The sequence below is a fragment of the Marispirochaeta aestuarii genome, assembly GCF_002087085.1.
Taxonomy (GTDB): Bacteria; Spirochaetota; Spirochaetia; order JC444; family Marispirochaetaceae; genus Marispirochaeta; species Marispirochaeta aestuarii.
Genome location: NZ_MWQY01000002.1, coordinates 266,489 through 292,825, shown reverse-complemented (window position 1 = coordinate 292,825; position 26,337 = coordinate 266,489). Strand labels below are relative to the sequence as shown.

At 52.4% G+C, this 26,337-nt stretch carries 26 protein-coding genes; 17 read left to right on the top strand and 9 right to left on the bottom strand.

The features are described 5' to 3' along the window. Positions 1-74: 74 nt before the first annotated feature. The 3 genes from B4O97_RS02830 to B4O97_RS02820 all read left to right on the top strand — a co-directional run bounded on the left by B4O97_RS02830 (position 75) and on the right by B4O97_RS02820 (position 2,989). On the top strand, positions 75-587 hold the full coding sequence (locus B4O97_RS02830) for a TRAP transporter small permease (protein ID WP_158084120.1): 513 nt from the start codon (positions 75-77) through the stop codon (positions 585-587). Beyond that, positions 584-1,891 (top strand): TRAP transporter large permease, encoded by a 1,308-nt coding sequence (locus tag B4O97_RS02825; protein WP_198947004.1) that lies wholly within the window; start codon positions 584-586, stop codon positions 1,889-1,891. The genes B4O97_RS02830 and B4O97_RS02825 overlap by 4 nt, the downstream gene beginning before the upstream one ends. A 99-nt stretch (positions 1,892-1,990) precedes the next feature. Beyond that, on the top strand, positions 1,991-2,989 hold the full coding sequence (locus B4O97_RS02820; protein WP_233142884.1) for an Ldh family oxidoreductase: 999 nt from the start codon (positions 1,991-1,993) through the stop codon (positions 2,987-2,989). Positions 2,990-2,992: 3 nt separating this feature from the next. Here the strand turns inward: B4O97_RS02820 and B4O97_RS02815 are convergent, their stop codons facing one another. The 5 genes from B4O97_RS02815 to B4O97_RS02795 all read right to left on the bottom strand — a co-directional run bounded on the left by B4O97_RS02815 (position 2,993) and on the right by B4O97_RS02795 (position 7,313). Then, positions 2,993-3,787, bottom strand: coding sequence for an NUDIX hydrolase (locus tag B4O97_RS02815; RefSeq protein WP_158084119.1), 795 nt, complete (start codon positions 3,785-3,787; stop codon positions 2,993-2,995). Between the two features lie 8 nt (positions 3,788-3,795). Then, positions 3,796-4,485, bottom strand: a complete 690-nt coding sequence (locus B4O97_RS02810) for a uracil-DNA glycosylase family protein (RefSeq protein ID WP_233142883.1) — start codon at positions 4,483-4,485, stop codon at positions 3,796-3,798. A 92-nt stretch (positions 4,486-4,577) separates the two neighbouring features. Further along, positions 4,578-5,021, bottom strand: a complete 444-nt coding sequence (locus B4O97_RS02805) for a hypothetical protein (RefSeq protein ID WP_083048103.1) — start codon at positions 5,019-5,021, stop codon at positions 4,578-4,580. Between the two features lie 95 nt (positions 5,022-5,116). Further along, positions 5,117-6,157 (bottom strand): glucosyl-3-phosphoglycerate synthase, encoded by a 1,041-nt coding sequence (locus B4O97_RS02800; protein WP_233142882.1) that lies wholly within the window; start codon positions 6,155-6,157, stop codon positions 5,117-5,119. Further along, positions 6,141-7,313: a M20/M25/M40 family metallo-hydrolase gene (locus B4O97_RS02795; protein WP_083048099.1), complete on the bottom strand. Its 1,173-nt coding sequence runs from the start codon at positions 7,311-7,313 to the stop codon at positions 6,141-6,143. The genes B4O97_RS02800 and B4O97_RS02795 overlap by 17 nt, the downstream gene beginning before the upstream one ends. A gap of 181 nt (positions 7,314-7,494) precedes the next feature. On the opposite strand from B4O97_RS02795, the gene B4O97_RS02790 reads away from it, so the two are divergent. Together B4O97_RS02790 and B4O97_RS02785 are read left to right on the top strand one after the other, a co-directional pair. Further along, positions 7,495-8,142: a peroxiredoxin gene (locus tag B4O97_RS02790; RefSeq protein ID WP_083048098.1), complete on the top strand. Its 648-nt coding sequence runs from the start codon at positions 7,495-7,497 to the stop codon at positions 8,140-8,142. A gap of 128 nt (positions 8,143-8,270) precedes the next feature. Then, entirely contained in the window at positions 8,271-9,269 is a 999-nt protein-coding gene (locus tag B4O97_RS02785; protein ID WP_083048096.1) for a dihydroorotate dehydrogenase-like protein, read from the top strand. A 6-nt stretch (positions 9,270-9,275) separates the two neighbouring features. On the opposite strand, the gene galE is transcribed toward B4O97_RS02785, so the two are convergent. Continuing rightward, complete coding sequence (galE, locus tag B4O97_RS02780) at positions 9,276-10,250, bottom strand: UDP-glucose 4-epimerase GalE (protein WP_083048094.1); 975 nt, start codon at positions 10,248-10,250, stop codon at positions 9,276-9,278. 329 nt (positions 10,251-10,579) lie between these two features. On the opposite strand from galE, the gene B4O97_RS02775 reads away from it, so the two are divergent. The 6 genes from B4O97_RS02775 to B4O97_RS19200 all read left to right on the top strand — a co-directional run bounded on the left by B4O97_RS02775 (position 10,580) and on the right by B4O97_RS19200 (position 15,960). Then, positions 10,580-11,287 carry a FadR/GntR family transcriptional regulator gene (locus B4O97_RS02775; RefSeq protein ID WP_158084118.1) on the top strand — a complete coding sequence of 236 codons (708 nt, stop codon included), beginning with the start codon at positions 10,580-10,582 and terminating at the stop codon, positions 11,285-11,287. 13 nt (positions 11,288-11,300) lie between these two features. After that, a complete protein-coding gene (locus B4O97_RS02770; protein ID WP_158084117.1) occupies positions 11,301-12,131 on the top strand; it encodes an MBL fold metallo-hydrolase in 831 nt (276 codons plus the stop codon). A 70-nt stretch (positions 12,132-12,201) separates the two neighbouring features. After that, the gene (gene dctP, locus B4O97_RS02765) at positions 12,202-13,275 is read left to right on the top strand and encodes a TRAP transporter substrate-binding protein DctP (protein ID WP_083048088.1); all 1,074 of its coding nucleotides are present in this window, start codon (positions 12,202-12,204) and stop codon (positions 13,273-13,275) included. Between the two features lie 68 nt (positions 13,276-13,343). Continuing rightward, on the top strand, positions 13,344-13,862 hold the full coding sequence (locus B4O97_RS02760) for a TRAP transporter small permease subunit (protein WP_083048086.1): 519 nt from the start codon (positions 13,344-13,346) through the stop codon (positions 13,860-13,862). Next, complete coding sequence (locus B4O97_RS19205; protein ID WP_096348832.1) at positions 13,855-15,201, top strand: TRAP transporter large permease; 1,347 nt, start codon at positions 13,855-13,857, stop codon at positions 15,199-15,201. Before B4O97_RS02760 ends, B4O97_RS19205 begins: the two co-directional genes overlap by 8 nt. A gap of 21 nt (positions 15,202-15,222) precedes the next feature. Next, positions 15,223-15,960, top strand: a complete 738-nt coding sequence (locus tag B4O97_RS19200) for an SDR family oxidoreductase (protein WP_096348831.1) — start codon at positions 15,223-15,225, stop codon at positions 15,958-15,960. On the opposite strand, the gene B4O97_RS02750 is transcribed toward B4O97_RS19200, so the two are convergent. Beyond that, complete coding sequence (locus B4O97_RS02750) at positions 15,957-16,919, bottom strand: Hsp33 family molecular chaperone HslO (protein WP_083048084.1); 963 nt, start codon at positions 16,917-16,919, stop codon at positions 15,957-15,959. The two genes, B4O97_RS19200 and B4O97_RS02750, sit on opposite strands and share 4 nt — an antisense overlap. A gap of 83 nt (positions 16,920-17,002) precedes the next feature. Between B4O97_RS02750 and B4O97_RS02745 the strand changes: the two genes are divergently transcribed. The 3 genes from B4O97_RS02745 (at position 17,003) to B4O97_RS02735 (ending at position 19,482) form a co-directional block, all read left to right on the top strand. Next, positions 17,003-17,779 (top strand): ATP-binding protein, encoded by a 777-nt coding sequence (locus B4O97_RS02745; RefSeq protein WP_083048082.1) that lies wholly within the window; start codon positions 17,003-17,005, stop codon positions 17,777-17,779. A gap of 120 nt (positions 17,780-17,899) precedes the next feature. Beyond that, the gene (locus B4O97_RS02740) at positions 17,900-18,133 is read left to right on the top strand and encodes a hypothetical protein (protein WP_083048080.1); all 234 of its coding nucleotides are present in this window, start codon (positions 17,900-17,902) and stop codon (positions 18,131-18,133) included. A 113-nt stretch (positions 18,134-18,246) separates the two neighbouring features. Next, positions 18,247-19,482: a GAF and HD-GYP domain-containing protein gene (locus B4O97_RS02735; RefSeq protein ID WP_083048078.1), complete on the top strand. Its 1,236-nt coding sequence runs from the start codon at positions 18,247-18,249 to the stop codon at positions 19,480-19,482. A gap of 7 nt (positions 19,483-19,489) precedes the next feature. Here B4O97_RS02735 and B4O97_RS02730 read toward each other — a convergent pair whose 3' ends face one another. Next, a complete protein-coding gene (locus B4O97_RS02730; protein WP_083048076.1) occupies positions 19,490-20,440 on the bottom strand; it encodes an aldo/keto reductase in 951 nt (316 codons plus the stop codon). 87 nt (positions 20,441-20,527) lie between these two features. Between B4O97_RS02730 and B4O97_RS02725 the strand changes: the two genes are divergently transcribed. From B4O97_RS02725 to B4O97_RS02715, 3 genes are all read left to right on the top strand, one after another. Continuing rightward, on the top strand, positions 20,528-23,347 hold the full coding sequence (locus tag B4O97_RS02725) for a response regulator (protein WP_083048074.1): 2,820 nt from the start codon (positions 20,528-20,530) through the stop codon (positions 23,345-23,347). A gap of 78 nt (positions 23,348-23,425) precedes the next feature. Then, positions 23,426-24,631, top strand: a complete 1,206-nt coding sequence (locus B4O97_RS02720; RefSeq protein ID WP_158084116.1) for an HD family phosphohydrolase — start codon at positions 23,426-23,428, stop codon at positions 24,629-24,631. 81 nt (positions 24,632-24,712) lie between these two features. Further along, the gene (locus tag B4O97_RS02715; protein ID WP_083048070.1) at positions 24,713-25,423 is read left to right on the top strand and encodes a M50 family metallopeptidase; all 711 of its coding nucleotides are present in this window, start codon (positions 24,713-24,715) and stop codon (positions 25,421-25,423) included. 3 nt (positions 25,424-25,426) lie between these two features. Here B4O97_RS02715 and B4O97_RS02710 read toward each other — a convergent pair whose 3' ends face one another. Beyond that, the gene (locus B4O97_RS02710) at positions 25,427-26,311 is read right to left on the bottom strand and encodes an LEA type 2 family protein (RefSeq protein ID WP_083048068.1); all 885 of its coding nucleotides are present in this window, start codon (positions 26,309-26,311) and stop codon (positions 25,427-25,429) included. Positions 26,312-26,337 lie beyond the last annotated feature (26 nt).

Genomic DNA, 26,337 nt, shown 5'->3' with positions numbered 1-26,337 from the left:
AAACCGGGGCAGGCGGCTGCATGCTGCCTGTCCTGTTCTATCTTCCTGTCAAATCTTCTGGAAGGAATACTCCCATGTTTACAAAGATTCTGGATGTTTATGTGCGTATTATAAATGCGGTAATTATTCTGCTCATGTACCTGCTCATGTTTTCCGTCGCGCTGCAGATCATGGGCCGCTATATCCATTTTATTCCCCGTTATCTCTGGGCGGAAGAGGTGGCGCGAATGTCGCTGATCTGGGTGATCTTTCTCGGGTCCATGATCGGGCTCAGGGAGCGGAGGCATTTCTACGTCGACTTTCTGCCCCGCAACCTGTCCCCAAAGGTCAACCTGGTCCTCGACATTCTTTACTATGTTCTTCTGTTTGCTGTTTCCTACATTTTCCTGCGCTTCGGGTTCAGGTACTGGAAGATGGGTACCATTCAGCAGTCAGAGCTGACGGGCATAAATCTCGGTTGGATTCATGCCTCGGTCCCGTTCGCGGGTTTTACCTGGACCATCTTTCTTATTGAGCAGGTCGCACGGCTGATTACTGGAAAAGGCCTGCCAAAGCAGCAAGAACCTGAAGAGGGGGAACTACCGTGATATTTGATCCAGCCATAGTCGGCATTCTGCTTTTTGGCGGTCTGATCCTGCTTATCGTATTACGAATTCCTGTTGCCTATGCCCTGGCCCTGGCGGTTGTGCCGGTTCTGCTCGTGGAACCCCGGCTGACTCCCGTAATGCTTTTGCAGCGGATGCTGAAGTCCTACGATTCCTTCATTCTTCTGTCGGTCCCCTTCTTTATCATGGCCGCAAATGTAATGAACGCCTCGGGAATTACCAACAAGCTGATCCGCTTTTCCAAGGCCCTGGTGGGGCATTTGCCCGGCGGGCTTGCCCATGTAAATGTTGTTGTCAGCATGTTCTTTGCCGGCATATCCGGATCTTCCACTGCGGATGCCGCCGGTATCGGATCGGTGCTGATCCCCGCCATGATAAAGGAAAAATACGACCGGTTCTTCACCGTTGCGGTTACCGCCTGTTCCAGCGTAATGGGGGTGATTATACCGCCCAGCATTATCATGGTTGTCTGGGGCGGCGTGTCCAACACCTCCGTGGCGGCCCTCTTTCTCGCAGGGTTCGTTCCGGGAGTTATGGTCGCCCTTTCTCAGATGGGACTGGTACACATCTTTTCCATCAAGAGAAAGTATCCCAAGGAACACGCCATGGACTGGAAGGAACTTGGGCTGAGTTTCAAGGCCGCCATACTGCCGGGTATTACTCCGGTTATAATCATCGGCGGTATAGTGGGCGGCTTTGTTACCCCCACGGAGGCTTCGCTGCTGGCGGTAGCCTACGCCCTGTTCCTGGCGCTGTTTGTCTATCGGACAATAAAACCGGGAAGGGTTTCCGGTCTGCTCCTTGAAACGGCAAAGCTTGGGGGCCTCTCTCTCTTCGCGGTGGGAACAGCATCAATTTACGGCTGGGTTCTGGCCTACTATCGCCTGCCCGCCTACATGGTGGAGGCCATCGGCTATATTACCAGCTCCCCAACGGTGATGCTCTTTATTATCGTCGGGCTCTTTCTTATTGTCGGAACCTTCATGGATGCAATTCCGGCCATCGTTATAATGACGCCCCTGCTGATGCCCCTGGCGGAGCACGCGGGCATCCATCCTCTGCATTACGCCATTTCCGGTATCGTGGCATTAAGTTTCGGGCTGATTACACCTCCCTACGGACTGTGTCTGCTGATATCCAGTGAAATCGGCGGAATAAACAGTATGGACGCAATCAAGGAGGTCGGGATCTTCCTGGCCATTATGCTTCTGGTACTCTCGGCAATTATCGTTTTCCCCGGATTGACGATGTTCCTGCCCCGATTGTTTATGCCGGAATTCCTGTAAAAAGATGCTTAACCGCCCGGGTCGTGTTCCCGGGCGGACTTTTATTCCCTCCAGACCGTTTATATCCTATAATTGAAGAAAACCGGAATGGAAGTATGTATGGTCAGCATAAACGAAGACGAACTCAAGAAACTTGTAGTCCAGCGATTGCTGGAGGTTGATATCCCCCGGAAGGATGCGGAGGTTATCGCCGATGTCCTGGTCTTTGCCGATCTGCGGGGGGTTCATTCCCACGGGGTCCTGCGGGTCGAGCACTACGTAAACAGGATAAAATCCGGCGGTATGAACCGCAATCCTGAGCTTAGGGTGGAGATGCTCAAACCTTCCATCGGCCTCGTGGATGCCCAGGGGGGAGCCGGCCATGTCACAACCCGCTTTGCATGCGCCGAAGCCATAAAGCTTGCCGGAACCGAGGGAATCTGTATGATGGGAATCCGCAACAACAGCCATTGCGGGGCCCTGGCCTATTATGTGCAGATGGCCCTGAATGCCGGAATGGCGGCCATGGTAATGGTCAATACCGATGCCTGTGTGGTCCCTTTCGGGGGAAGGCAGGCGTTCTTCGGGACCAATCCCTTCGCCTTCGGTTTTCCGGGAAAAAAGGAATCCATACTTCTGGACATGGCCACCAGCGAAGTAGCCTTCGGCAAGATCTTCTACGCCCGGGAAAAGGAGCAGCCCATTCCGGCGGGATGGGCCGTGGATTCCCGGGGGAACCCCACGACGGATCCCAATGCGGCAAAATCCCTCTTTCCTTTCGGCGGGGCCAAGGGTTATGGCATCAATATTATGGTTGAAGCCCTTACCGGTCTCATGATAGGAGGAGTTTTCGGCCCGCATTTGACAAAGATGTACGGCGACATGGATAAATCCCGGGATCTGTCAAACTTCATCCTCGTAATTGATCCGGCTGTATTCGGGGGAGATGCATATCTCGAGACTACCCAGAGGATGATAGACGAGCTTCACAGCCAGGCTCCCGCAGAGGGTTTTTCGAGAGTTATGATTCCCGGAGAAATTGAAAACCAGACAATGCAGAAGTCCCGGCGGGAAGGAATCAGCATCCCCCAGGGGGTGTACGAGTATCTTGCAGGATGAGGCTTAAATCCCTCCAAAGTAATTCTCACTGAATACATCCTCCACCAGGGGAAGTGTCTCCCTGGACGGTGGAGAAAAGTCGTAGACAGTCTTCAGGAAAGAGAGGGTGACCCCCAGGGTCGCGCCCCAGAGAATCTCCTCCCTTTCTCCTTCCCTGTGGCGGTAGCAGATGGTTTTCTTTTCCAGCGCCTGGTCTCCGGAGACTGCCTGAACCGAGCGAATGGTGTAGGCCGCGTAGTTTGCGGGGTCAAGCAGCCGGGAAAGGGGTATCCAGTGGATGCTTTCCACCTCCCGGTTGAGCCGTAGCCTTCGGATAGTGCGGGTCCAGGCGCAGACGGGGAAAATCGTCTTGTCAAAGACAGTCAGCTGTCGCGGTTCCAGTATTCCGAGGAGCTCCACCCGGAAGGGATTGAGGCCTATCTCTTCCCAGGTCTCCCTCAGAGCGGCAGATACCAGCATTGCTGCGGATTCGGCGGTTTTTTGATCCTGCTTTCGGATATTCTTCCAGGTTTTCCAGCTCTTCAGGGGCATCCCCGGGAGCATCAGCAGGCGGCTTATCAGCCTGTCCCGGACCGGGGAAACCCTTCCTCCCGGACTGCAGAGGTCTCCCGGCTGGGAGACAAGGGCCGAACGCTTTGTCAGCACCAGGGATAATTCTTGCTTCTGGTTTTCAGACAGCAGAAAAAGTACCGCCGAAGCCCCGCTGCCGGCGACTTTTGTTTCCCTGAGTCTGTTGTGTATAGAATTATGCAGGCGCTTTTCGATTTCCGCCGGGTACGATCCCCTTCTGTTTGCCATAAGAGAGTCTATTTCCAGATTCCGATGGCCTTCAGTTTTTTCTCCGCCGCTTCGGACCAGCCGCGGTTGGCGGCGGGATTCGCAGGACTCGGATGGAGAACAGAGTCGATGGTACATCCCCGGATCAGCTCTACCGGCATATCTGAGGCGATGTCGGAAAGGCGTCTGGCAGCGAACTTGCCGATACCCATCAGAAACTCGGGCCGCATCAGTTCAATCAGTCCTGCGATATAACGGTCGCATATAGTATACAGCGCCGCGGACTCCCGGGCGGGAAGCTTGTCAGGAGTCAGGTTCTTGCCGGATTCCTCCATGAAGACCAGGGGGCAGTAATTGGCGACGTAATGGTCCCGGAAAAAAGCCTCCGGGGATTCGAACCTTTCCCGAAAAAGACCCCACAGGCGGCGTCCGCTGACCTCGCTTTTTGTACATTCAAATCCCTCGATCGGGCGCTTCGGGTGTTCCCTTTGAGGTTTGCCAACCTTTTCCCGGATACCGAGCCAGTTCTGAACTGCATCGATTTCGCCAAAGGGTACACCGGTCTGGGCCATGCCCCAGGGGCCGGGATTCATTCCCAGAAACAGTACCCGTTTTTTTCCCCCTCCGTAACGTTTCAGATACTCACTGTGCGGTTTTTCCGCATACCGGAGGGGATTGTAAACAGCGGCGACTTTTCCGTCAAACTTCAGTGTTTCCACTTCTGCTGCAAGTTTTTCTGTGAGTTGAAGAAGGTTCATGCAGATAGGAGTATAACTTCCGTTACCGGAGCCCGCAAGTGGTCGAAGAGGAATCAGGCGCTGCGATACTCCGGCAGTTCGGGAAGAACCGGAGGGGTACAGGTTCCGGCAGCCTTTTTCAGCTCTCCCACCCGGCTTTTCAGCACCGAAACGTTATACGGCAGGACCTCGGCAAGCAGACGATGATGTACATACTGGTCCCTGTTCTTCAGCCGTCGGTCCGGACGCAGCCCGGAGACCCCGAGGAGCTCCTTGATATTGGGCAGAAGATAGGCTTCTATTATGCGGACAAAGTGTTCCAGATTTGAAACCCCGTACAGCAGGTCCTTTTTTTCCAGCTCGTCCCGGGGAGAATCAAGAAATAGCCGGATTTCTCCCTGAAGACCCCGTTCCATGGGGCATTCTTCTGCAAGAATACGAAACCAGGTCTGATCAAAGCAGCTCATGTACTGCTCCCGGACAGCGGATAACCGTGAGTAGATTTCGTCTGAGTTCATGCTATCGTCCATCCGGTATTCTTACCCCTGTATCTTAATGGCTTCAGCTGTACAGATTAATCTTCGGCTGCCCGGAGCAGAGGGTTGAGGATTCATTATCCCGCTGTCTGTTTTTCTTCTCCGCTTCGTTTTTTTCGGGTTCCTTTTTTTGCGGATTTCTGCAGAGCCTTCTTTTTTTCCTGGTACGCCGGGATGTCAAGCATGGGCGGCCGTTCTTCCTCCACGATAAGATGCTCCACGGCCTCGAAACGTTCGTCATGGACCTGAAACTGACGCAGAACGGTTTCCAGGGGCGGAAGTTGTCCGATAATCTCGAGCTTCTGCAATCGGGAAAGGAAGGTCTGCAGGATGCCGAAGGACATTCGTCCCAGGGACCTGGTCTGCTGGTTGCGATGGACCCGCTGGTCAAGGTCGGTCTGCGCAAAGGCGCTCATGCCGTAGATCTGGTGGACGTCTATCAGATGGCTGGTTTCCACTCCGTAACCGATGGGGAAGGGGATCTCCTCCAGCACGGACCTGCGGACGGCGTATTCCCCGCTCAGGGGCTGAATTATGGCACTCAGTTCCGGCAGAAAGAGGCTGAAAAGAGGACGCACCAGTATTTCCGTGACCCGTCCGCCTCCGGAGGGTCTGACTCCCTGACTGAAGGCCAGTGGCCGGTCGTAGAAAGCCTTGACGTATTTTACCTCCGGCCGATAGATCAGGGGAGCCACAAGCCCGTAAACAAAACGGGGATGGATATTTTTGATATCCGCGTCGATGTAGACGATTATGTCTCCCTTCAGCTGGTATATTGCCTTCCACAGGTTCTCTCCCTTGCCACGTTTGGGTTCAAGGTCGGGCAGAATCTCGGAGCTCAGATAGGTATCCGCACCGAAGGATGCGGCGACCTCCAGGGTCTTGTCGTCGCTGCCGGAATCGATCACCGCAATCTCATCCAGCAGGGGATAGCGGTTTACCAGTTCCGATTTGAAAACCACGATCTCCTTGCCGATGGTCTTCTCCTCGTTGAGGGTCGGAATGCACAGGGAGACGCTTATTCCCTGTTTCTCCTTTTCCTTGACCAGCTGCTTCAAGTCCCAGAACTGTGAGTGATGGTAAGTGTTATTATTAAGCCATTCATTTAGATTCGTCACAGTGTCCTCCGTCAATGGCGAGAATAAGCCCCAGAAGCTGCGCCACTCCCTTGAATATCGGTTCTATATCGATCGTCTCGTTCATCTGGTTGAGGTTCTCGCCGTTGGTGAGTCCAAGGGTTACCGCCGGAATCTTTTTGTCGATAAAAGCCGAGAGTTCCGAGGTGGAGGGGGTAATGCGCTGGGGGATATCCAGGGCCTTCATTATTTCCCGGGTGGTTCGTGCCAGGGGATGGGAAAACGGGATTCCCCCGGGCCGCCGCTGGGCATAGATGCGAAAATCGACATCAGCCCCGGAGTGACTCGCGACCTCGTGGGCAATGTACTCGGTCTTCTGGCCGATATTCTTGACCATTCGTCCGGACTCGGAACGTATCTCGAACTTGAGGGAAGCCTGGGTCGCTATGGTGTTGAAGCCGGTACCCCCGCTGATCGATCCAAGAACGATGTTGGTCTTCGGACGCTTGGGCAGGGGGATTTCCAGGATACGGTTTATGGCATCGTTTATGGTTACTATGGCGCCCACCGCGCCAAAGCGGGTCCAGTCGTACTGCTCGGGTACGGAAAAGCTGATACCGCAGCGCATCATACCTATGGAAGAATAGGAGATCCTCCCGAGTTTGACCCCCTCCACACAGATTCCGGCATTTATGGGAAGATCCGTATGGTCGAGGAAAAACCTCAGGCCCCGGATATTGCCCATACCCAGGGACTGGGCGCTGCCCATCAGGATTATATTGCTCTTTGGTTTTATGTTCAGATGCTGGAGAACCAGGGGAAGCGTTGCAATAACCGCCAGTCCCAGTCCGTTGTCCCCGACTCCTGGACCTATGATCCGATGGGGTTCCACGGTTATTGTGTGATCAACCTTGGCGTCGAAAACCGTGTCCATGTGTCCCACGATCAGAATGTTCCGGTCCCCCGTCTCTCCGGGTATGATGCCCAGGCCGTTTCCGACCTCGTCGGTGGAACAGTTAAGAAGCTGAAGCTCGGTAAAACGGTTGACCAGGAACTCCATCCGGGCCGCTTCACTGAAGGTGGGGGCGGGAATTTCCGATAGCATCACCAGGTTGGCGAGGATTATTTCTCGTAAATCCCGGATGCGTTCCTCAAGATCACCCAAACCGGAGATTATATGGGCCATTCCTTTTTCCATAATCCCTTCCTTGTTGATGTATCCCTTCACTGAAGGTGGGAGATGTCCTTATTGTAGCCGCCCGGAGACTATCTTGCAACTGAACAAAATAGAGTAAAATTAGGCTGGCCTAATTGACACTTATAATAGTAACTATTACTATTAAGCGATTCCAAACAAAAATGCGATAAGGAGCAACTCTATGGAAGAACATGCACTAACGATGCCTTTGCTGGGGGATGACTTTCCGGAATTACAGGTAAACACCACCCATGGACGGATGAACATTCCCGGGGACTTTAAAGGGAGCTGGTTTGTTCTCTTCAGTCATCCCGCTGATTTTACCCCGGTCTGTACAACCGAATTTGTCGCTTTCCAGAAGCGCATTGAGCAGTTTGATGAGCTGGGAGTCAAACTGATCGGTATGTCCGTTGACCAGGTATTCAGCCATATCAAATGGGTTGAATGGATAAAAGAGGAACTCGGCGTGGAGATTACCTATCCTGTTGTAGCTGCCAATGATTCGATTGCCGGTAAAATGGGAATGCTTCACCCCGGAAAGGGGACAAATACCGTTCGGGCTGTCTTTGTCGGCGATCCTGAAGGAAAAGTGCGGCTTGTCCTCTATTATCCTCAGGAGATTGGCCGGAATATTGATGAAGTCGTTCGTGCCGTAAAGGCCCTGCAGATCTCGGACTCCAAGGGAGTCGCCGTACCCGCGGGCTGGCCCGATAATGAATTGATTGGAGACCGGGTAATCATTCCCCCTCCCGGAAGTACCGAAGAAGCTGCGAAAAGACTCTCCCGCTACGAAGGCTATGACTGGTGGTTCTGTCATAAAAAACTGTAGCTCCCGTCTGCGGCGCTCTCTGAACCCGTTCCGGGGAGGAACGGGTTTTTTTTATTAGAACTTGACTATTCGTCTAAGCATAAAGACCTTTAAGTATATCGGAAAGATAGAGAATAAGGAGAGAAAAGATGATCGAAACACGCTATTGTGGTCTTGAACTTAAGTCCCCGGTTATCGTCGGTGCTTCACGCTTGACCAGCGACATCGACTCGATAAAGAAAGCGGAAAAAGCGGGAGCAGGTGCAGTGGTGATCTCGTCCCTTTTTGAAGAACAGATCCAGCTGCAGCACTATCGCCATGATGAGGACATGGTCCAGTACGATGACTGGCATGCCGAAATGACCGATATCTTTCCCGACCTCGAGTATTCCGGTGTGGATGAACACCTGGTGTGGGTCAAGAAGGCAAAGGAGGCCCTGAATATTCCGGTTATCGCGAGTCTCAACGCTGTTACACAGTCTACCTGGGTCCCCTGGGCCAAAAAGCTGGAGGAGGCCGGCGCTGATGCCCTGGAACTCAATTTTTATTCCCTCCCCACCGATCCGGAGCTGACGGCTTCACAGATCGAGGATGAACAGGTCAAGATCGTACAGGCTGTAGTCAAGGCTGTTTCGGTTCCCGTATCGGTTAAACTCAGTCCCTATTACACCAATCCCCTGAATATCATCAAGCGGATGGACGCCGCCGGTGTTGAGGGTGTCGTACTTTTCAACCGCTTTTTCCAGCCCGACATTGATCCGGCGAACCTCAAGAACGATTACCGCTATAATCTGAGTACCGGAAATGAGTACCAGCTTCCCCTCCGCTTTGCAGGACTGCTTTCCGGAGAGATCGGAGCCTCCATCTGCGCCTCCGGGGGAATCGAAAAGGCTGATACAGTGAAAAAACAGATACTTGCCGGTGCGGATGCGGTACAGATTGTAAGCGGTATATACCGTCACTCTGTGGACCTGATCGGTGAAATCAACGATGAACTGAAACGCTGGATGCGGTCCAAAGGCTACGAGTCAATCAAGGACTTCCGGGGAAGCCTGGATGCCAGACATAACAAGGACCCGAAGATCTACAAGCGTTCCCAGTACGTACGCCTGCTCCTGAACCCCTGGGAGTACATAGTACGTCCCTGAGCGGACTTAAACAGGCTCCGGAGCGTATACCCGCCAGGATGTGGTGACGAGGTTTTCAGCATCGCTGTGCCGTGCCTCCCACCCCAGACGTTCCCGGGCGAGCCGGGAGGATGCGACCAGTTTGGCCGGATCCCCCGGCCGTCGCGGGCATATTTCTGCCGGGATCACCTTTCCGGTGATCCTGCGGGCTGCCTCAAGAATGTCCATGACGCTCAAGCCGCTTTCGCTGCCGAGATTTACGGTAATGGATGAGTTTTCCGCCTCGAGATAGTCGCAGGCAAGATAGTGAGCCCGTGCCAGGTCGCTGACGTGCACGTAGTCCCGGATTCCGGTTCCGTCGGCTGTGTCGTAGTCGTTGCCGAAAATCGACAGGGAGGACCTGACACCCGCAGCGACCTCCATTATGACGGGCAGCAGATTCGCCGGGTTCTGCTCAAGACCGGGAATGCGCCCGAAGGCGTCGTATCCGGCGGCATTGAAGTAGCGCAGGGAGGCAAACTTTATTCCCCTGAGCCGCTCGTACCAGGTGAGCATGCGTTCAATCTCCAGCTTGGTAAAACCGTAGTAGTTCTCCGGATTCAGGGGGTGCTTTTCGTCAATGGGGAGATACTCGGGCTCGCCATAAACAGCAGCGGATGAGGAGAAAATGAAGCGCCTGATACCGGTCTCCACGGCGGCATTGAGAATATTGATGGTCCCGGAAATATTGTTTACCGAGTATTTCTCCGGAGCCGACATGGATTCTCCGGCAGCCTTGAATGCCGCCAGATGAACCAGGGCGTCAAAGCCTCCGGCCATTGCCAGACGAAGAGCATTGTAATCAAGTATTGATCCGTGGATAAAAGAGGCTTCCGGGAAGAGGTTCTCCCGCAGTCCCGAGGAGAGGTTGTCGAATACCGTAACCTCCGCCCCGTTATCAAGAAACTCCCTGGCAACATGGCTGCCGATGTATCCTGCCCCGCCGAGTATCAATATTTTCACCCGTTACTCCCGTATTTTGTGCTGCGATCAAGAATAGGGGAGATTCCGCGGCATATCAAGTCCCGGCTAATTGTTGCAGTGTAGAAATGTACTGTCCCGAATCGTGGGGACAGGTATTCATATTAGCGATGTCACACGATGTATCTGGAAAAAATACCGGATTAGAGTGGCGTTTTCAGCTAACTTGTTACAGCTGCCTGATAAACCGGTTTTTATCCCCACGTTTCGGAACACCACCCTTTTTCAAAACTTTCCCTTGACCTGCCGGAAAAGCTGGGATAGAATCAACTTGTCTGATGAGTATAAGAGTAGATGAGCGGAGGAGCTCCATGGAACCTATAACGAAGATCCGGCTTTCCGAACAGGTTATCGACGCAATAAAAGAGATGATCGTCAAGGATGGTTTTAATCCGGGGGACAAATTCTACTCCGAAAACCAGCTTACCGCCAAACTCAATGTGAGCCGTTCTTCCATTCGCGAAGCGATTCGTATCCTGGAGGCCGTGGGAAAGGTAAGGGTGGAACATGGGCGGGGAATCTTTATTACCGATTCCGTGGAAGATCCCTTTTCCGCGTTTTCCGGCTGGCTCAGGAATAATGCCCAATCCATCGTTGAACATTTTGAGGTCAGATTGATGATCGATCCGAAAGCAGCGGCCTACGCTGCGGAAAAGGCGGATGAGCAGGATATTGAATCATTGACGACGGTCTGTGACAAGTTCAAACAGCTTTCCGGAAGCAACAATACCGCCGGTATCATCAAGTGTGACGAGGAGTTCCATCGTCTCCTGGCAAAGGCAACCAAGAACAGGACCCTCTACTTCCTCATGAAGGCAATGACCGACTCCCTGTCTGAAGGATGGATATCCAGCCTGCATACCCCGGGACGTATCGAAAAAACCGTAGCTGAACATAAGGAAGTTGTTGAGGCAATCGTTTCCCGAAACCCGCAGAAGGCGGAACAGGCCATGACGCTGCATCTGAACAACGCTCTAGATGATATTCGAAAATCAATGTCCTCTGAAAAAAAGGACTAAGGCAGGAGGAGTTATGCCTGTTCGTATTACAACCCTGGTGGAGAACAGCCAGGGAGAGCATCGTGCGTTAAAAAATGAGCACGGTCTCAGCTTTTTTATTGAGAAAGATAATCATTCAATACTTTTCGACTCAGGGCAGTCGGCAAATTTTATTCATAATGCCGGTCAGCTGCGTCTCGATATGACTGCGATAGATCATGTTGTACTCAGCCACGGTCACTATGATCACAGTGGAGGGCTGCGTTCTCTTCTTCAGGTCCATTCCGGGTTTGAACTTACCCTGGGACAGGGTTTTTTTGATGAGAAATATGCCTTTTACAACGGATCTTACGAGTTTATCGGAAACAATTTTAACGAGGCCTTCCTCCGGGATTCCGGTGTTTCCTACGCTTTTGTCGATTCACCGATCACGGAAATTGTGGAGGGGGTCTGGGTTATAACGGGCTTTGATCGAAGGCATATGGATGAAGTCATAAGTCCCCGTTTTGTCTTACGGAAAAGCGATGGATTCGACCCGGACCAGTTCAGCGATGAAGTCCTGGTTGCAGTGGATTCTCCCCGGGGGATCATCATTCTTCTCGGCTGTTCCCATCCGGGTATGAAAAATATGATCGACACCGTAAGAAGCCTTCTCAATCGTCCGGTCTACGCGGTACTCGGCGGAACCCACCTGGTGGAGGCCTCCAGGGAGAGCCTGGAGAAATCCATCAGCTATCTGGCGGATGATTCCTTCAAGGTACTGGGGGTTTCTCACTGCACCGGTGAAAAGGCCATGGATATACTCCGCGCGTCGAACTGCCGCTATTTTCACAACCGGACAGGTTCGAGTCTTTATGTGGAGTAGGAACTATAAACAGGTTACGAGGCTTAAGAAAACAGGCCTTAAAATAATTGGTAAACCTAGGAGGTTACAGATGTTTCAGCGAAAAAGAATTCCCCTGTTGCTGGTTGTACTCATTGCAGGAATCGCCCTGCTATCCTGCCAGCAGACAAAAACCGCCGATGCCGGCGACGCACCGGCAAAGACGGTTGAGAAGATTGTTTGGAAATCTTCCGGTCATGGTCCTGCTACAGACCCGTCTCAACTTTATCATGACATGTGCTGTAAGGCAATAACCGAGGCATCCGGCGGACGTCTGGAAGTCAAACCCTTTGTCGGCGGTTCGATTGTGCCGGCCTACAAGGAACTTGATGCGGTTCACGAAGGTGTGTTGCAGATGGCCTACACCTGTCCGATGTACAACCTGGACAAATGGTCCGCAGCCGGTCTCATAAGTTCCCGACCCGGGGCCCTTCCAGGTGAGGCTCTGCGTACCTGGTTTGATTTTGCCGGGGGTGCGGACCTTATGAACAAGATGATGGAAAGCTACAACGTAATGACCTTTCCCGGGGCCCTTTCTCCCCTGCCGGAAGAGGTATTCTTCCATTCCAAGGTCAAGATTGAAAGTGTGGATGACCTGAAAGGTCTTAAGGCCCGTTGCATGGGCGACGGCGGAGAAATCCTGAAGCGTATGGGTGCTGCAACGGTAATTATTCCCGGAGGTGATCTGTATGAGGCAATGCAGCGGGGAACCATCGATGCCATGGAATATTCCACTCTGGCGTCCAACTGGGAGATGCACTTCAACGAGGTTGCGAAGTATGTAATTCTTTCTCCTTCCCGTGCTCCCAGCGATCCCCAGGTGTTTTTTGTAAACAAGGACGCTTTTAACGAACTGCCCGCGGACCTTCAGCGTATTGTACGGGCCGAGGTCGCCTACTGGACCCAGGCTCAGCACGAGTATCTGGTAAACGAATCCATCAAGGCAGTCGAGAAGTTCAAGGAAGCCGGGAACGAGGTCTACAAGCTTCCCACCGAAGTCGCGGATGCTCTGGTAGCTGAAGCTGCAGCTTTCTATGAAGAGAAATCCCAGAACGAGCCTCCCATCTTCAAAGAGATCTATACCTCCATGAAAGATTTTGGCGAGGCATACGCTTCCATCAAATAAATAAGGAAGCGCGACTCTCTACTCCCCGGGAATAACCCGGGGAGAATTTCTTATGAATGGAGGATACAATGTCCGTTATTCGCAAACTGCTGAGATTCGTGGACCTTGTAAGTGAGAAAGCGGGAGCCGTTGGCAAATGGTTCGCCTTTCTGCTCGTTCTTATCGGTACCTACGAAACAATATCACGGCACTTCTTCAATGCCCCGACTATCTGGGCCTATGATTCGCTCTGTATGGCCGGTGGTGTCGTGTATCTGCTGGGCGCGTCCTTTGATTACCTGCATGATGCCCACACCCGGGTGGACCTGATCTACTCCCAGTTTTCTGATCGCGGGCGGGCTTTGATTAATGTAATCTGTTCGCTGCTTTTCTTTTTTCCCCTGATGACTGTCATGCTGGTTCTTGCAACCCGGTGGGCAATCAAAGCCTGGAAAATCAATGAGATAATGTTCAACAGCTTCTGGTACCCCCCGGCAGGACCGTATCGAACAGTTTTTGCCCTGGGACTTTTTTTAATGCTGCTCCAGGGACTGGCAAACCTTGTTCGGGATGTATACATGCTTATACGAGGTGAATCAATTGATTGAATTAAGCGCGGAAATAGTCGCATTTTTAATGCTCGGCGGTGTATTCGCTCTGGTCTTAACCGGGTATCCCATCGCCTTCGTAATTGGAAGCGTGTCGTTCTTTGTCGGTCTTGTTGTTTTCGGCCCGACGACGACATTTCACATTCTCTACAGCAGGTTCTACGATCTTTCCCTGAATTATCCTTATCTGGCGGTACCTCTCTTTACCTTTATGGGAGTGGTGCTCCAGCATTCGGGAATAACCAGGGACCTGTATACAAGCCTGTATGAGGCTCTGGGCAGGGTCAGGGGCGGACTGCTTATAGTCACCATAGTCTTCGGGACGGTCCTGGCTGCCTGTCTCGGGGTAATCGCCGCATCCGTTACAATACTTACCCTGATCGCCCTGGGGCCGATGATCGAGCGCGGGTATGACCGTTCTCTTGCCTCGGGATCAATTGTGGCGGCGGGGACCCTGGGTATTCTTATACCGCCGAGCATCATGCTGGTTGTATACGGTCCCCAGGCGGGATTATCCATCGGCCAGATGTTCATGGGCGCTGTCTTTCCCGGACTGATCCTTTCCGGGCTCTACATTCTCTATGTCATGATCCGTTGTCAGCTGAATCCGGCTCTGGGCCCTGCAATTCCCGAAGACCAGATTACCCCCTTCTCCATGAAGAAGATGGTCCGTCTCATGAAGGCCCTGCTTCCTCCGGTCCTGCTCATTATGGCGGTACTGGGTACCATATTCTCCGGAATAGCTCCTCCCACTGAGGCTGCGGCGATGGGATGTACGGCTGCGCTTATCCTTGCCATAGTCTACCGCAAATTCAGCTGGCAGTTGATTAAACATGCCTCTCTGGAAACACTGCGGGTATCCGCTTTCGTCGTCATGATAGCGGCCCTCTGTTATGCCTTTGTCGGGATCTTCATGAATGCCGGAGCCGGAGACGTTGTGGCGGACATGATCATGGCTGTTCCCGGCGGCCGCTGGGCGTCCTTCTTCGTGATCATGCTGATAGTCTTTCTGCTGGGACTGTTTATCGAGTGGATCGGTATCGTCTTTATCATTGTACCCATCTTTTCTCCAATCCTTGTGGAGCTGGGCTTCAACCCCCTCTGGGCGGGGATGATGATCTGTATAAACCTGCAGATGGCTTTTCAGACTCCCCCCATGGCTATGTCGATTTTTGTCATGAAGGGAACGGCTCCGCCTGAGACGGGAGTGACCATGGCTCACATTATCAAGGGTGTAATCCCCTTTGTTATGATCATCATGTTTACCCTTTTGCTTTGTACTATTTTCCCTGGTATAATTACCTGGCTGCCTGAAAAGATGATCGGAGCGGCAATGTAATATTCCGGGAGGTCGCGGCCCATGGAAAGAACAGCCCTAATCAGCGGAGCAGCACGGGGGATCGGCTTTGAGATCGCCCGCGTACTTCTTGAAGCCAATAATTATCGGGTTCTGCTTGTGGACATCGACCCCGACGGGGGAGAGAAGGCACAGAAGACCCTGTCGGAGCGCTTTGGTTCCGGCCGGGTCGATTTTATTGCTGCGGATGTCGCGTCAGAGACAGAGGTTGAACTGGCGGTTTCCCGCTGCAAATCCGCTTTTGGGGGTGTGTCCCTGCTGGTGAATAATGCTGCCGTCAGGAAGCCATCCCCCCCGGCGGACCTGAGTATAGAAGACTGGAACCGGGTTCTCGCGGTCAATTTGACAGGTCCCTTTCTGATGAGCCGTCAGTGTATCCCCATGCTCCGGGCTTCCCGGGGATCTATCGTCAATATCTGTTCAACCAGGGCCTTCATGTCGGAGCCGGGCACCGAAGCCTACTCCGCCAGCAAGGGCGGACTTGCCTCCCTAACCCACGCCCTGGCCGTCAGCCTCGGACCGGAGGTCCGGGTCAATTCCATCAGTCCGGGGTGGATAAACTCCGCGGGTGAGTCCCTTTCGCTGGAGGACAACCGTCAGCATCCGGCGGGACGGGTCGGGGTTCCCCGGGACGTTGCCTCCCTGGTGGCGTATCTTGCTTCTGACCAGGCGGGTTTCATTACCGGCCAGAATTTCGTTGTCGACGGTGGAATGACCCGCAGGATGATATACGTCGATTAGTATTCCTTCCGCCCGCTGCCGTTCCTCGAGTCCAGCAGTTCCCGAATCTCATCCCGGGAAAACGTGTATGTGCTGTTACAGTTGTGGCACTGGGTTACCAGGGGAAACGGGCCCTTCCGGGCAATATCATTCAGGTCTTCCAGTTTCATGGACCGGATAAAACCTTTAAAGCGTTCCCGGGAGCAGGGACAGTGGAAACGGACACTGCGGTGTTCCATTTTTTCCATGCGGCATCCCGTAAAGATTGATTCGAGAATTTCAAGATTTGCGGTTCCCCCGGCGATTGTCTCCCCGATTGAATCCATGGAGGATATTCTTTTCTGAATGTCTTCAAGAAAACTGTCCGAAGCACCGGGCAGGGCCTCGATAAACAGACCGCCCGCCCCGATAATTCTCCCCTCTCTGTCAAACTTCATGCTCACCGAGACGGATGTCCGTGTCTGTTCGGAGACCAGGTAATAACGGGCAATATCCTCTCCGATGTTTCCGTAATAGAGATCCGTATTTCCGGTAAAAGGCACGTCGCTGTTGTCAGCAAAACGCTGTACCGTGAGAATCCCCGGACCAAAGAAAGGGGAGGTGTCGAAGCTCTCCAGAGGCGCTTCCACCGGGATCGGTACCTGCTTCAGGTATCCCCGGACATCCCCCGCAGCTGTGGCTTCCACGGAAAGTCCCGCCACGGGCCCTGCACAGCCAATCTCCAGATTCAGCCGTCCTGTACCCTTAAGGCTTCGGGTCATGAGCAGAGAGCCTATATAGGCCTGGCCCAGGATAAGGGATTCCAGAATTCCCAGTTCATGGGCACTCCGCATTGCGTTGACGAGGGCGGTGGCGTTCAGAACGGCTCCACGCACCGCATTGTCCCGTTCTTCGTCCAGAATGAATATGTCCAGACCGTCTTCAGGAAGCTGTTCCAGGTGGGCAAGCAGCTTCGGGTCTTCTATTTCGATATGCTTCATCCTCCCCAGTCTGTGATGACGAACGGGAATATGTCAATCCCGGTATAGCTGACATTTCTGCTAATTTTTGTTACCCTCCCGGCATGATTCTGAAGCCTCTTGATCGGGAAGCCAGGCAGACTGCAGCCAGACTGTCAAAAAAGCTCGCCCGTGCCTTTCTTAACTTTCCAATGCTGAAGGAAAACGATCGTCTCCTCGTTGCCCTCTCGGGAGGAAAGGACAGTCTCAGCATGCTCTATCTTTTGACCAGACTGCAGAAATCCTGGAAAACACCGTTTTATATAAAAGCCCTTCATATCCGGAGCGATTTCAGCGGCTGTTCGGCGGATGAACGAATGGAGGAGATCATTGATTCCTGGGGTGTTGATTACGAAATTCTGGATGTACCCATAAGGGGACGCTTGAAACCGGGACGAAGCCTGAACTGCTACTGGTGTTCCACCCAGCGGAGGATGGAACTGCTGCGCTACGCCGAGGCCCATGATTTCGGCGTTATAGCCCTGGGGCATCATCAGGACGACGTCCTGGAGACCCTGCTTATGAATATGGCCTATAAAGGCGAAATCTCCACCATGATGCCGGTCATGAAATACGACAGGTATCCCCAGCGGGTAATCCGTCCCCTGTGCTATATAAAGGAGCGGGAGATTGTAGAGTTCGCGGAACTCATGGGTTTCTCCACCTATGCGACAAGCTGCCCCTACGGGCAGACCTCGAAACGTCTGGAAGCCAGAAAAGCCCTGGAGCTTCTTGCCTCCCGGGGTGAGTATGTAAAGGATAAAATGTTTGAATCAATGAGCAGGGTCAATCTCGACTACCTGCCGGTTCAGGATGGACCGGAAGTCCCTTCCGCCGGATAATCTTCTTCCATACCCGGTTTTCCGGCTGATACCACATTACGTAAAGGCCGCGAAGCAAAGTGTCGAAAATATGGAGGAGACACAAGATACAAGAGGAAATGGAAAATCGGGAGGATAGATATGAAGACCTATCGTGTTAAGGGAGACAATCCGGCAGTCACCTACGTGCAGGTTTCTGAAGAACATGAAGACGAGATCCTGCTTATTGTAACAAAACTGAACGGTGAAGATGAACGTATCCATGAGGACCGGATCAGCCGCGAGCTTTTTCAGATGTGTATCGAAACCGGATACCTGGTTGAAGATGAATCCCTGTCAGCGGATGAGCCGGCATTCCAGAAACTCAGTGCGTGACGCAATAAATCTTTTAAAGAATCGGGACGGCTCTGTTTGCATTCCTGGACCGTCAGTTTATATTTTAAGGTAATGACCTTTAATTATTATACCAGACCTGGGGTGAGAATTTGATGAGCGGGGATTACCGCGCTGATGCAGAAAAACTATTGGATGTAATAACCCTTGATTCCGAACTGAACAAGATCAAGGATGTCGATATCCTCCTGGAGCGGATCCTCACGGAAGCCCGTCGGGTTGTGCAGGCCGATGCCGGCTCTATTTATATAAAGAAGGCGGATAAGCTTGCCATATCCTATGCACAGAATGCCAGCCTGCAGCGCAAACTGCCCAAGGGGAACAAGCTTATTTACAAGTTTTTTGAGGTTCCCATCGACAAAAAATCCATATCCGGGTATGTCGCTGCCACCGGAGAACTGCTGAATATCAGCGATGTCTATGAGCTCCCCGAAGGGGCACCCTATGGGTATAACAAAAAGTACGACCAGCTTTCGGGGTACCGTTCCTGTTCCATGCTCACTATCCCTTTGAAAACGAACAATAACGATTTACTGGGGGTTATCCAGTTCATAAACAAGATCGGATGTGACGGGGTTATTTGTCCCTTTACCCGGGAGGACGAGATCCTGGTTACCCATTTCGCAGCCAATGTTACGGTGGCGCTGCAGAGGGCCCAGATGACCAGGGCCATTCTGCTGCGCATGATCAGTATGGCGGAGCTGCGGGACCCCAAGGAGACCGGACCCCATGTTAACCGGGTCGCCGGATTTTCGGTGGAAATCTATGAGAAGTGGGCCCTGAATCATGGTGTCTCGGAGGACGAGATACAGCGGAACCGGGATAACCTGCGTATGGCTGCCATGCTCCACGATGTGGGTAAAGTCGCGATCAGTGATCTCATTCTGAAAAAACCCGCCCGCTTCAACGATGAAGAGTACGAAATCATGAAGACCCATACCCTGAGCGGGGCAAAACTCTTTGTGGATAATCACTCGGAACTGGATGATATCGCAAGGGAAATCGTCCTCACCCATCATGAAAACTGGGACGGTTCCGGGTATCCGGGATATGTGGATATCATGACCAATAAACCATTAGGACGAAGAAAAAAGGTCGTCGGCAGAAAAGGCACGGAAATCCCCCTCTTCGGCCGTATTGTGGCAATTGCCGATGTCTATGACGCCCTTCGGTCCAAAAGGGTATATAAAGAGGCCTGGTCGGAGGATGACGTTCTCAGTGAGATGCGCAGCATGAGGGGAACCAAGTTCGATCCCGAGCTTGTGGATATTTTCTTCGAGGTATTGCCTTCCATCCAGACCATCGCCGAGAAGTACGCCGACAAGGAATAGACCCTGATCAGGGAAAGGTAAAAAAGGTATCTGCATTCCCAAAGCAGGCAGCAATCTCTTTACCCTCATTGTCAATTTCCCGAAGCAGTGCTGGATCGGCTGCAGGCAGAATAAAATTCTCCTTCGCCTGGCTGGCAGTACGGGCGCCGACTAAACCGCTTTCGATGTGCTCCCTGCTGACAATCCACTGCAATGCCGCGACCGGGAGTGCCGTATTATAGGCATCACACAGGCCCTTGAGTTTTTTGAGTCCCTCCCCCAGAGCCCGGGCATTTTCTTCTGCAAAGAATGCTGTTCTCTCCCGGTGATCGCCGTGGGGAAACCGGCTCCCCGGCGGATATTTGCCCGTAAGAAAACCCTGGGCAAGAGCGGCGTAGGCGACGCGGGCAATACCAAGCTCTCCGCAGAGGGGGATGAGTCCGGTTTCAGGGTTCCTCCAGATCAGGTTGTACGGGAACTGGCAGGCATCAAGGGGAATGAATGCATGGGCCGACCGCAGCTGTCGGGGGCTGAAGTTCGAGACCCCTGCGTACCGGATGATCCTTTTCTCCCTGGCTTCAGCCAGCGCCTCCAGGGAGGGCCTGGGATCAACCCCTTCCATGGGCCAGTGGATGTAATATATGTCGACCACCTCGCATCCCAGCCGACGGCGACTGTTGTCTATCTCTTTTAAAAAGTTTTTTTTGCTGCCCTTGATACCGCCCTTGCTTGCCAGAACAAGTCCGTCCCGTACTGACGGACGACGGCGGATAAGCCTGCCGATAACTGTTTCGCTGTGCCCGGAACCATAGGCGGCGGCGGTGTCTATATGACGTACCCCGGCATCCAGGGCTGTCATAAGGGCAGAGAGGGAATCCCTGTCGTCCTGATGTCCCTGGTGGATCACTCCGAAGGCGGCGCTTCCGAGCCCGGGCGCGGGATTCTTTTTCAACTCCTCAATCAGCATGCGTGTCTCCATTTTTCGATCCCAGTGTATCAAGATGTTTGACCCCTTTCAAATTCTGGGATAGGATTTTAGCCGGATATCAGCAATAACAGGATTTAAATGGCGAATTATCGTTCTTCCGTTTCGGTCTGGCGGGTCTGGTTTGTCTCTGCTCTTGTACTCTTTCTTTTTCCCCTCTCGGGAGAAGATCCGGCGGCTAAACATATTCACAAAATAGAAGATCCGAGTTCTGTCGCGTATCAATGGGAGATCATCTGGAATAACGGCAGTGAGCACCGACAACTCCTCGAGCCCGGGGATATACTGCATTTTCCCCAGGGAAGTATGCCGAAACAGATACGGCAGCGCGCGCTGTTCACAGTGAACCCGCAGTTCCGAAACGTCGGCGGATTTCTGCTGAAAACGGAGGTGTTGGGTTCTTTGCGGGTTTTTCTGAATGGTTCTCTCCTCGATGAGCAGGACAGCCCGATTTCCACCGGAAGCGTAAAACAGAGGAGGATTGCGTTAATAGATCTGCCCCGGGACAGGATCAATTTTAACGGAGTGAACGAAGTTTTTGTGGATTTCGATATTCAGGAACAGGAAGCCTTTGTTCATGATGTCCAGATTGCCCGCAAGAACGGACTCTCCAATTTCATAAACCCCCGGCGTATTAATTTTTTTAACGCCCAGCTTTATACCTTTTTCTGTATCTTCATGGTCTACTATACGCTTATCTATTTCCGGGTGCGCCGTAACGAGATTTTTCATCTCTACATAGGAGCGGCCAATCTGTTCTTTGCCTTTTACTTCTATCGAATGGCCTATGAACCGTTTTTTCTTCCCCCCCTGCTCAGTTTTGTCATATCAAAGGCCGCGCTTCCCCTGGCGATCGGCTTTTGTGCCGTCTCCTTTATGGAATACTTTTCCATATACGAACGAAAGTGGCTGCGGTATCTGATTCTTCTCAACAGTCTGGTTCTCAGCGCCATAATTCTTGTTATTCCGGGAAATGAGTCCGAAGCCTACGACGTTTTCAGCATAACCCTCATTCCCCTGGTTCCGGTTCTGATTTATATCTTTCATATTACCGTCAAAGCCATGCTCACCGGTAATCCTGACGCCCGCTTTATATTCGCCGGAATCGTAATTGCCGTTCTTTTCGGGCTGCATGACATGGTTTATGCCATACTGAAGGTGACGGATTCCGGAAACAGACTGTATGCAGCTCCCTTCATGTGGCTTCAGGGGGTGGGGTTGTTTATTTTCAACCTCTCTATTTTTACCTCCCTTGCTCTCAGGACCATGCGGGCCAGAACGGAGCTGGAAAACTATACCTCCAGGGTCGAGGACCTTGTAGCTCAACGAACCGCTGAACTCGATGCTGCAACGGAGAGGGCAGAAACAGCAAACAGGGCGAAGAGTGATTTTCTCGCCAATGTCAGCCATGAGATGCGAACCCCCTTGAATGCGATAATGGGATTCGGAGAGGCCCTTTCCGGCTCTCTGGGGCAGGATGCAGGATCCCGTCAGTACGCGGAACTGATAGTCGAAGAGTCACAACGGCTTTCAGAACTCATCGATCAGCTCCTCGATATATCCAAGATAGAGGCGGGTAAACTCGACCTTATTGAGGAACCCTTTGATGTGCCCGAGCTTCTGCGGTCAATTGAGGAGATCCTGCGTCCCAAGGCGGAGGCCCGCGGCATAGGATTTTCTGTGGAACTCAGTCCGGGTCTGCCCCGTCAGGTTCTGGGTGATGGACTGAGACTTCGTCAGGTACTGATTAATCTTCTGGATAACGGTATCAAGTTCACCTCCCGGGGCAGGGTTTCGCTGATCGCCGACGGTGAATATGAATCAGAGGAGATCGTATTTCTGCATTTTACCGTCTCCGACACCGGCATCGGGATTAAAGAGGCCGATCTGAAACGGCTTTTCGACAAATTTTATCAGGTGGAGGCGGGGCGCACCCGGAGTGCCCGGGGCTTTGGCCTGGGCACAGCTATTTCCAAGCTGATTATTGATAAAATGGGCGGGACCATCGGGGTCTCCAGCGTATACGGGGAAGGGACAGTTTTTGATGTACAGGTTCCGATGCGTTGTGTCGAGTCTGACGGGATCTTCGATCCCCTGGTGAGACCGGATTCCCTTGTCCGTATGCTGCCTCCCCCTGACTGCCGAATCCTGGTCGTGGATGACTATCCAAGCAATCTCACGATTGCACAGCACCATTTAGCTGAAGCAGGCTGCCGGGTGGCATGTGCCCGGGGTGGGGCCGAAGCACTGGATCTGCTTCTTACCAGGGAATACGATTGTGTTTTTATGGATATTTCAATGCCGGATATGGACGGATGCGAGGTTGTCAGAAGGATCCGTTCCTCCGGTATTTCTGTTCCGGTAATCGCCCTTACGGCCAATGCCTATTCCAGGGACTTCGCTGCATATATGGAGGCCGGTATGAACGATATACTGGTAAAACCCTTCCGCCGGAATGAACTGATCGATATGGCGGCGCGCTGGAGCAGTTCCGGCGGAGATTCTGCTTCAGAGGATTTTTTCCGGGAGGATGGAAATGAGCCGTCGCACCGGGAAATCATAGATCTCTCACGACTCCTTTCTGATTTCAACAACAATAAAAGCTTCGTCCGGGATCTCATTTCCGGTTTTATTATCGACGCGGAGGATCGTATCGCGCGGATACGTCAGGGAGTCAGTTCGATGGACGATCTGGTCGTCCATCGGGAAAGCCATGCTGTAAAAGGGGCGGCCTATAATCTCCGGGCTGAAAGTGTCGGCGCCGCGGCTAAGCTCCTGGAGGCTGAAGCAAAAGCCGGTACGATGCAGAATGCTCCGGCCTGTCTGCAGGAAATCGAATCGGAGCTTAAGCGACTCAAGGACTATCTTGCGAGGATTGAGATGTCCGGCCGGAATCTCTGAGTATAATCGGCATATCCTTTATCGGAAAAAATAGAAACTGTGTTTGAGTTTTTTCCAAAGACGGGTATACTTATGCATATGCCTGCTGTACGTGACGCCGGAGCTTTGCTTAAGGTTATTGAAAGACTGCATTCCCTCAAAGATGTTGATATTATCCTGGAAAACATTCTTCATGAAGCAAGAACTTTTGTCAGAGCCGATGCCGGGACTCTGTACCAGCTCAGGGATAATCAACTCTATTTTGCCTTTATAGAAAACGATACCCTCTTCCACCGGGGGGAACGGGAAAACAACAAGTACCTGTATACGACGCGCAGTATCCCGGCCAACACAAAATCCATTGCCGGGTTCGTTGCCGAGACAGGTCAGTCCCTGTTGATCGATGATGTGTATTCCATTCCGGGGGATGTCTCTTTTGAGTTCAATCCGGAGTTTGACAGGAAAAGCAACTATCGTACCCGGTCCATCCTTGCGGTTCCTCTGAAAGATACTGAAGGGAAAATCCTGGGGGTTATTCAGCTGATCAATGCCCTGGATAAAACAGGAAACCCTGTGCCCTTTTCTCAGCAGGACAGGCTTTTTATTTCCTACTTTGCCCAGCACGCTGCAATGGCCCTCGAGAAGGCCGAGTTTGCAAAAGAGATGATCCTGCGTCTTGTGGAGATATCCCAGCTGCGGGATCCCCACGAATCGCGTCTGCACGCCCAGAGAGTGGGGGAGTACTCCGCCGCTCTGTTTGACGCCTTCGGCGCCCGGATGGGTACGCCCCTGGTTCAGCGTAACAGAGGTAAGGAGGCCCTGCGGCTGGCAGCTCTGCTGCACGATATCGGCAAGGTCGGACTCGATTCCGAGCTTCTTTCAAAGGGAGATGAGTTTTCCGAGGATGACAAGGAGACAATGGTCTGGCATACCATTTACGGCGCCCGTCTCTTTTCCAGGCGCAGTTCCGTATGGGACAGGGTCGCGTTTGAGGTAACCCTCTCCCACCATGAACGCTGGGACGGGAACGGGTATCCCGGCCATGTCGAGAATATATTTTCCGACACCCTCAAACCGGGACCGGGAAAAACCGGTAAGGAGATTCCCCTCTCCGGCAGAATTGTGGCCATAGCAGATGTTTTTGATGCCCTGGTTTCTCCCCGCACCTACAAGGATCCCTGGGATGAAGAGTCGGCATTTTTATATATAAAGACCAAGGCGGGCAAACAGTTTGATCCTGAGCTTGTAGATGTTTTTCTCTCGATTAAAGATACCATCGTCAGCATTCTGCAAAATACACGGTGAGTCATCCAGGGTGGTGTTTCAGGGAATGCAGTACATATCCGATAACAAAAAAATCATTAAAGCAGATGAGTGAGGGAACCTATGAGGCGAAGCGGCTTTACTTTGATTCATTTTCTGTTGCTGATTCTTTTAACCGGCGCAATCTGGCTGTTCTGGGAGTTTCCTGCTTTGCTCCCGATAAGGATTATTGCAGACCTTCTGTATGACAGCGGGAGAGCCCTGTCCGTGGTGATCAGTGGCGGCAGAATAGACTCCGTCAGTGCGGGACTGGAATCCGGGTTCACCATAGCTGTGAGCGGAGGAGCGGAAGGATTGACTGTTATCGCAGGTTATGCCGGAGCCATGGTTCTCGGTTTTCTCCTTCTTTTGACTTCCACAGTTTTCCGTTTTGACAAGCTTGTGACCATGCTGCTGGGGGTTGGACTCGTTATTCTCTCCCTTGTTTTTGCCTCCGTGGGACTTACAATGGTGTACGCGGTTATCTTTGGTATCGCGCTCTTTTTAATCGGGTTTCTTCTTCCGGGAATTCTGAACGATCTTGTACTGAAACTCTTCGGGATGCTGGGAATTTTTTATGTTCTATTTGATATCCGGGGAGATCTGATTAATCCTTCAGGTCATATTTCCGATGCCACCCGTATGGCCGGGTATCTTTTTGGAACCCCCGTTCTGTGGACCCTCCTCTGGGCAGCCGCGGGACTGATTGTTTTTCTTCTCATCGTCAGGCTTGTAAGCGGAAAGTCCTCCCGGTCTGAACGAAGGGGAGGACGATATTCCCGAAGGGATTACTAGTTTTCAGCGGAAAACCTCCGCCTGTCCGTCTTTTGAAAAACTGAAAAGATAGTCCTGCAGTAAAGGCAGCCCGGTATCAATCCGGGTGTCGCCCCTGAGCTGATAATCCAGCCTGCGGTTCCCCGACAGCAGATCCACAACCGAGCGGCCTACTTCCACAATGTTGAGGGAGAGGGGAATCGCCGCGGTACTCGTACTTTTTCCGCGAAAACTCAAGGGTCGAACCTTGCTTCCCCGGACCCATGGCCGGCCGGCTACGGTCAGATCATAGTTGAAATTATTCAGATCGATGGTGAATTTGTTTGGATTGAATACCTCGAGCTGCAGCTCAAGATCGATTCGTGTAAGACTGACGTTTCTCACCTGCAGGGATGCCAGGTTCAGGGAAGGAAGCTTCGGTACCGGGACGGTCCCGGTAAAAGAGAGGGGTACCTTCAGGCTGCTGTAGCCGGGAATGGTGAAGGTAAAACCCAGATCAACCTTGTAGTCAAGCTCATCCTTCTCCCGGGCCGTCTGTACGGTATTGAAGATATTTGCATAGCCCAGGGAAACAGGTACTTCCAGAAGGGCCGACTCACCGGCCCTCAGATCCACCCCTTTGTCCAGATTACCCCGGATCAGTGATTGGTTTTCCATTGCGAGATCGTACTCCAGACCGGCAAGCTTTAAACCGATGGAGTTCGGGTTGCGGACGGTAACATAAAAGAGCAGGTCTGCCCGGTCAAAACTCAGTCCTGTAATTTCCACTTTTTCAAACTCGGCAGTGGGCCTGGTCAGATTCAGGACACCTTCAATTGTCGAGCAGCTTCCCATTAGCAGTAGAACAATGAATACCGGGATCAGTATTCGAAATAGATATTTGCTGTTTCCTGTTGTGCGGATCTGCATGTGTGCTCCTTTACCTGTTCTTCCAA

Bases quoted from the DNA above. Each gene is read 5' to 3' on its own strand.
- B4O97_RS19200 (WP_096348831.1), top strand. From the start codon at position 15,223: ATGGAAAGAACAGCCCTAATCAGCGGAGCAGCACGGGGGATCGGCTTT.
- B4O97_RS02775 (WP_158084118.1), top strand. From the start codon at position 10,580: ATGGAACCTATAACGAAGATCCGGCTTTCCGAACAGGTTATCGACGCA.
- B4O97_RS02745 (WP_083048082.1), top strand. From the start codon at position 17,003: ATGATTCTGAAGCCTCTTGATCGGGAAGCCAGGCAGACTGCAGCCAGA.
- B4O97_RS02740 (WP_083048080.1), top strand. From the start codon at position 17,900: ATGAAGACCTATCGTGTTAAGGGAGACAATCCGGCAGTCACCTACGTG.
- B4O97_RS02830 (WP_158084120.1), top strand. From the start codon at position 75: ATGTTTACAAAGATTCTGGATGTTTATGTGCGTATTATAAATGCGGTA.
- B4O97_RS02730 (WP_083048076.1), bottom strand. From the start codon at position 20,440: ATGGAGACACGCATGCTGATTGAGGAGTTGAAAAAGAATCCCGCGCCC.
- B4O97_RS02795 (WP_083048099.1), bottom strand. From the start codon at position 7,313: ATGGAAAAAGGAATGGCCCATATAATCTCCGGTTTGGGTGATCTTGAG.
- B4O97_RS02770 (WP_158084117.1), top strand. From the start codon at position 11,301: ATGCCTGTTCGTATTACAACCCTGGTGGAGAACAGCCAGGGAGAGCAT.
- B4O97_RS02725 (WP_083048074.1), top strand. From the start codon at position 20,528: ATGGCGAATTATCGTTCTTCCGTTTCGGTCTGGCGGGTCTGGTTTGTC.
- B4O97_RS02760 (WP_083048086.1), top strand. From the start codon at position 13,344: ATGTCCGTTATTCGCAAACTGCTGAGATTCGTGGACCTTGTAAGTGAG.
- B4O97_RS02790 (WP_083048098.1), top strand. From the start codon at position 7,495: ATGGAAGAACATGCACTAACGATGCCTTTGCTGGGGGATGACTTTCCG.
- B4O97_RS02750 (WP_083048084.1), bottom strand. From the start codon at position 16,919: ATGAAGCATATCGAAATAGAAGACCCGAAGCTGCTTGCCCACCTGGAA.
- B4O97_RS02820 (WP_233142884.1), top strand. From the start codon at position 1,991: ATGGTCAGCATAAACGAAGACGAACTCAAGAAACTTGTAGTCCAGCGA.
- B4O97_RS02805 (WP_083048103.1), bottom strand. From the start codon at position 5,021: ATGAACTCAGACGAAATCTACTCACGGTTATCCGCTGTCCGGGAGCAG.
- B4O97_RS02735 (WP_083048078.1), top strand. From the start codon at position 18,247: ATGAGCGGGGATTACCGCGCTGATGCAGAAAAACTATTGGATGTAATA.
- B4O97_RS02785 (WP_083048096.1), top strand. From the start codon at position 8,271: ATGATCGAAACACGCTATTGTGGTCTTGAACTTAAGTCCCCGGTTATC.
- B4O97_RS02710 (WP_083048068.1), bottom strand. From the start codon at position 26,311: ATGCAGATCCGCACAACAGGAAACAGCAAATATCTATTTCGAATACTG.
- B4O97_RS02715 (WP_083048070.1), top strand. From the start codon at position 24,713: ATGAGGCGAAGCGGCTTTACTTTGATTCATTTTCTGTTGCTGATTCTT.
- B4O97_RS02815 (WP_158084119.1), bottom strand. From the start codon at position 3,787: ATGGCAAACAGAAGGGGATCGTACCCGGCGGAAATCGAAAAGCGCCTG.
- B4O97_RS02720 (WP_158084116.1), top strand. From the start codon at position 23,426: ATGCCTGCTGTACGTGACGCCGGAGCTTTGCTTAAGGTTATTGAAAGA.
- dctP (WP_083048088.1), top strand. From the start codon at position 12,202: ATGTTTCAGCGAAAAAGAATTCCCCTGTTGCTGGTTGTACTCATTGCA.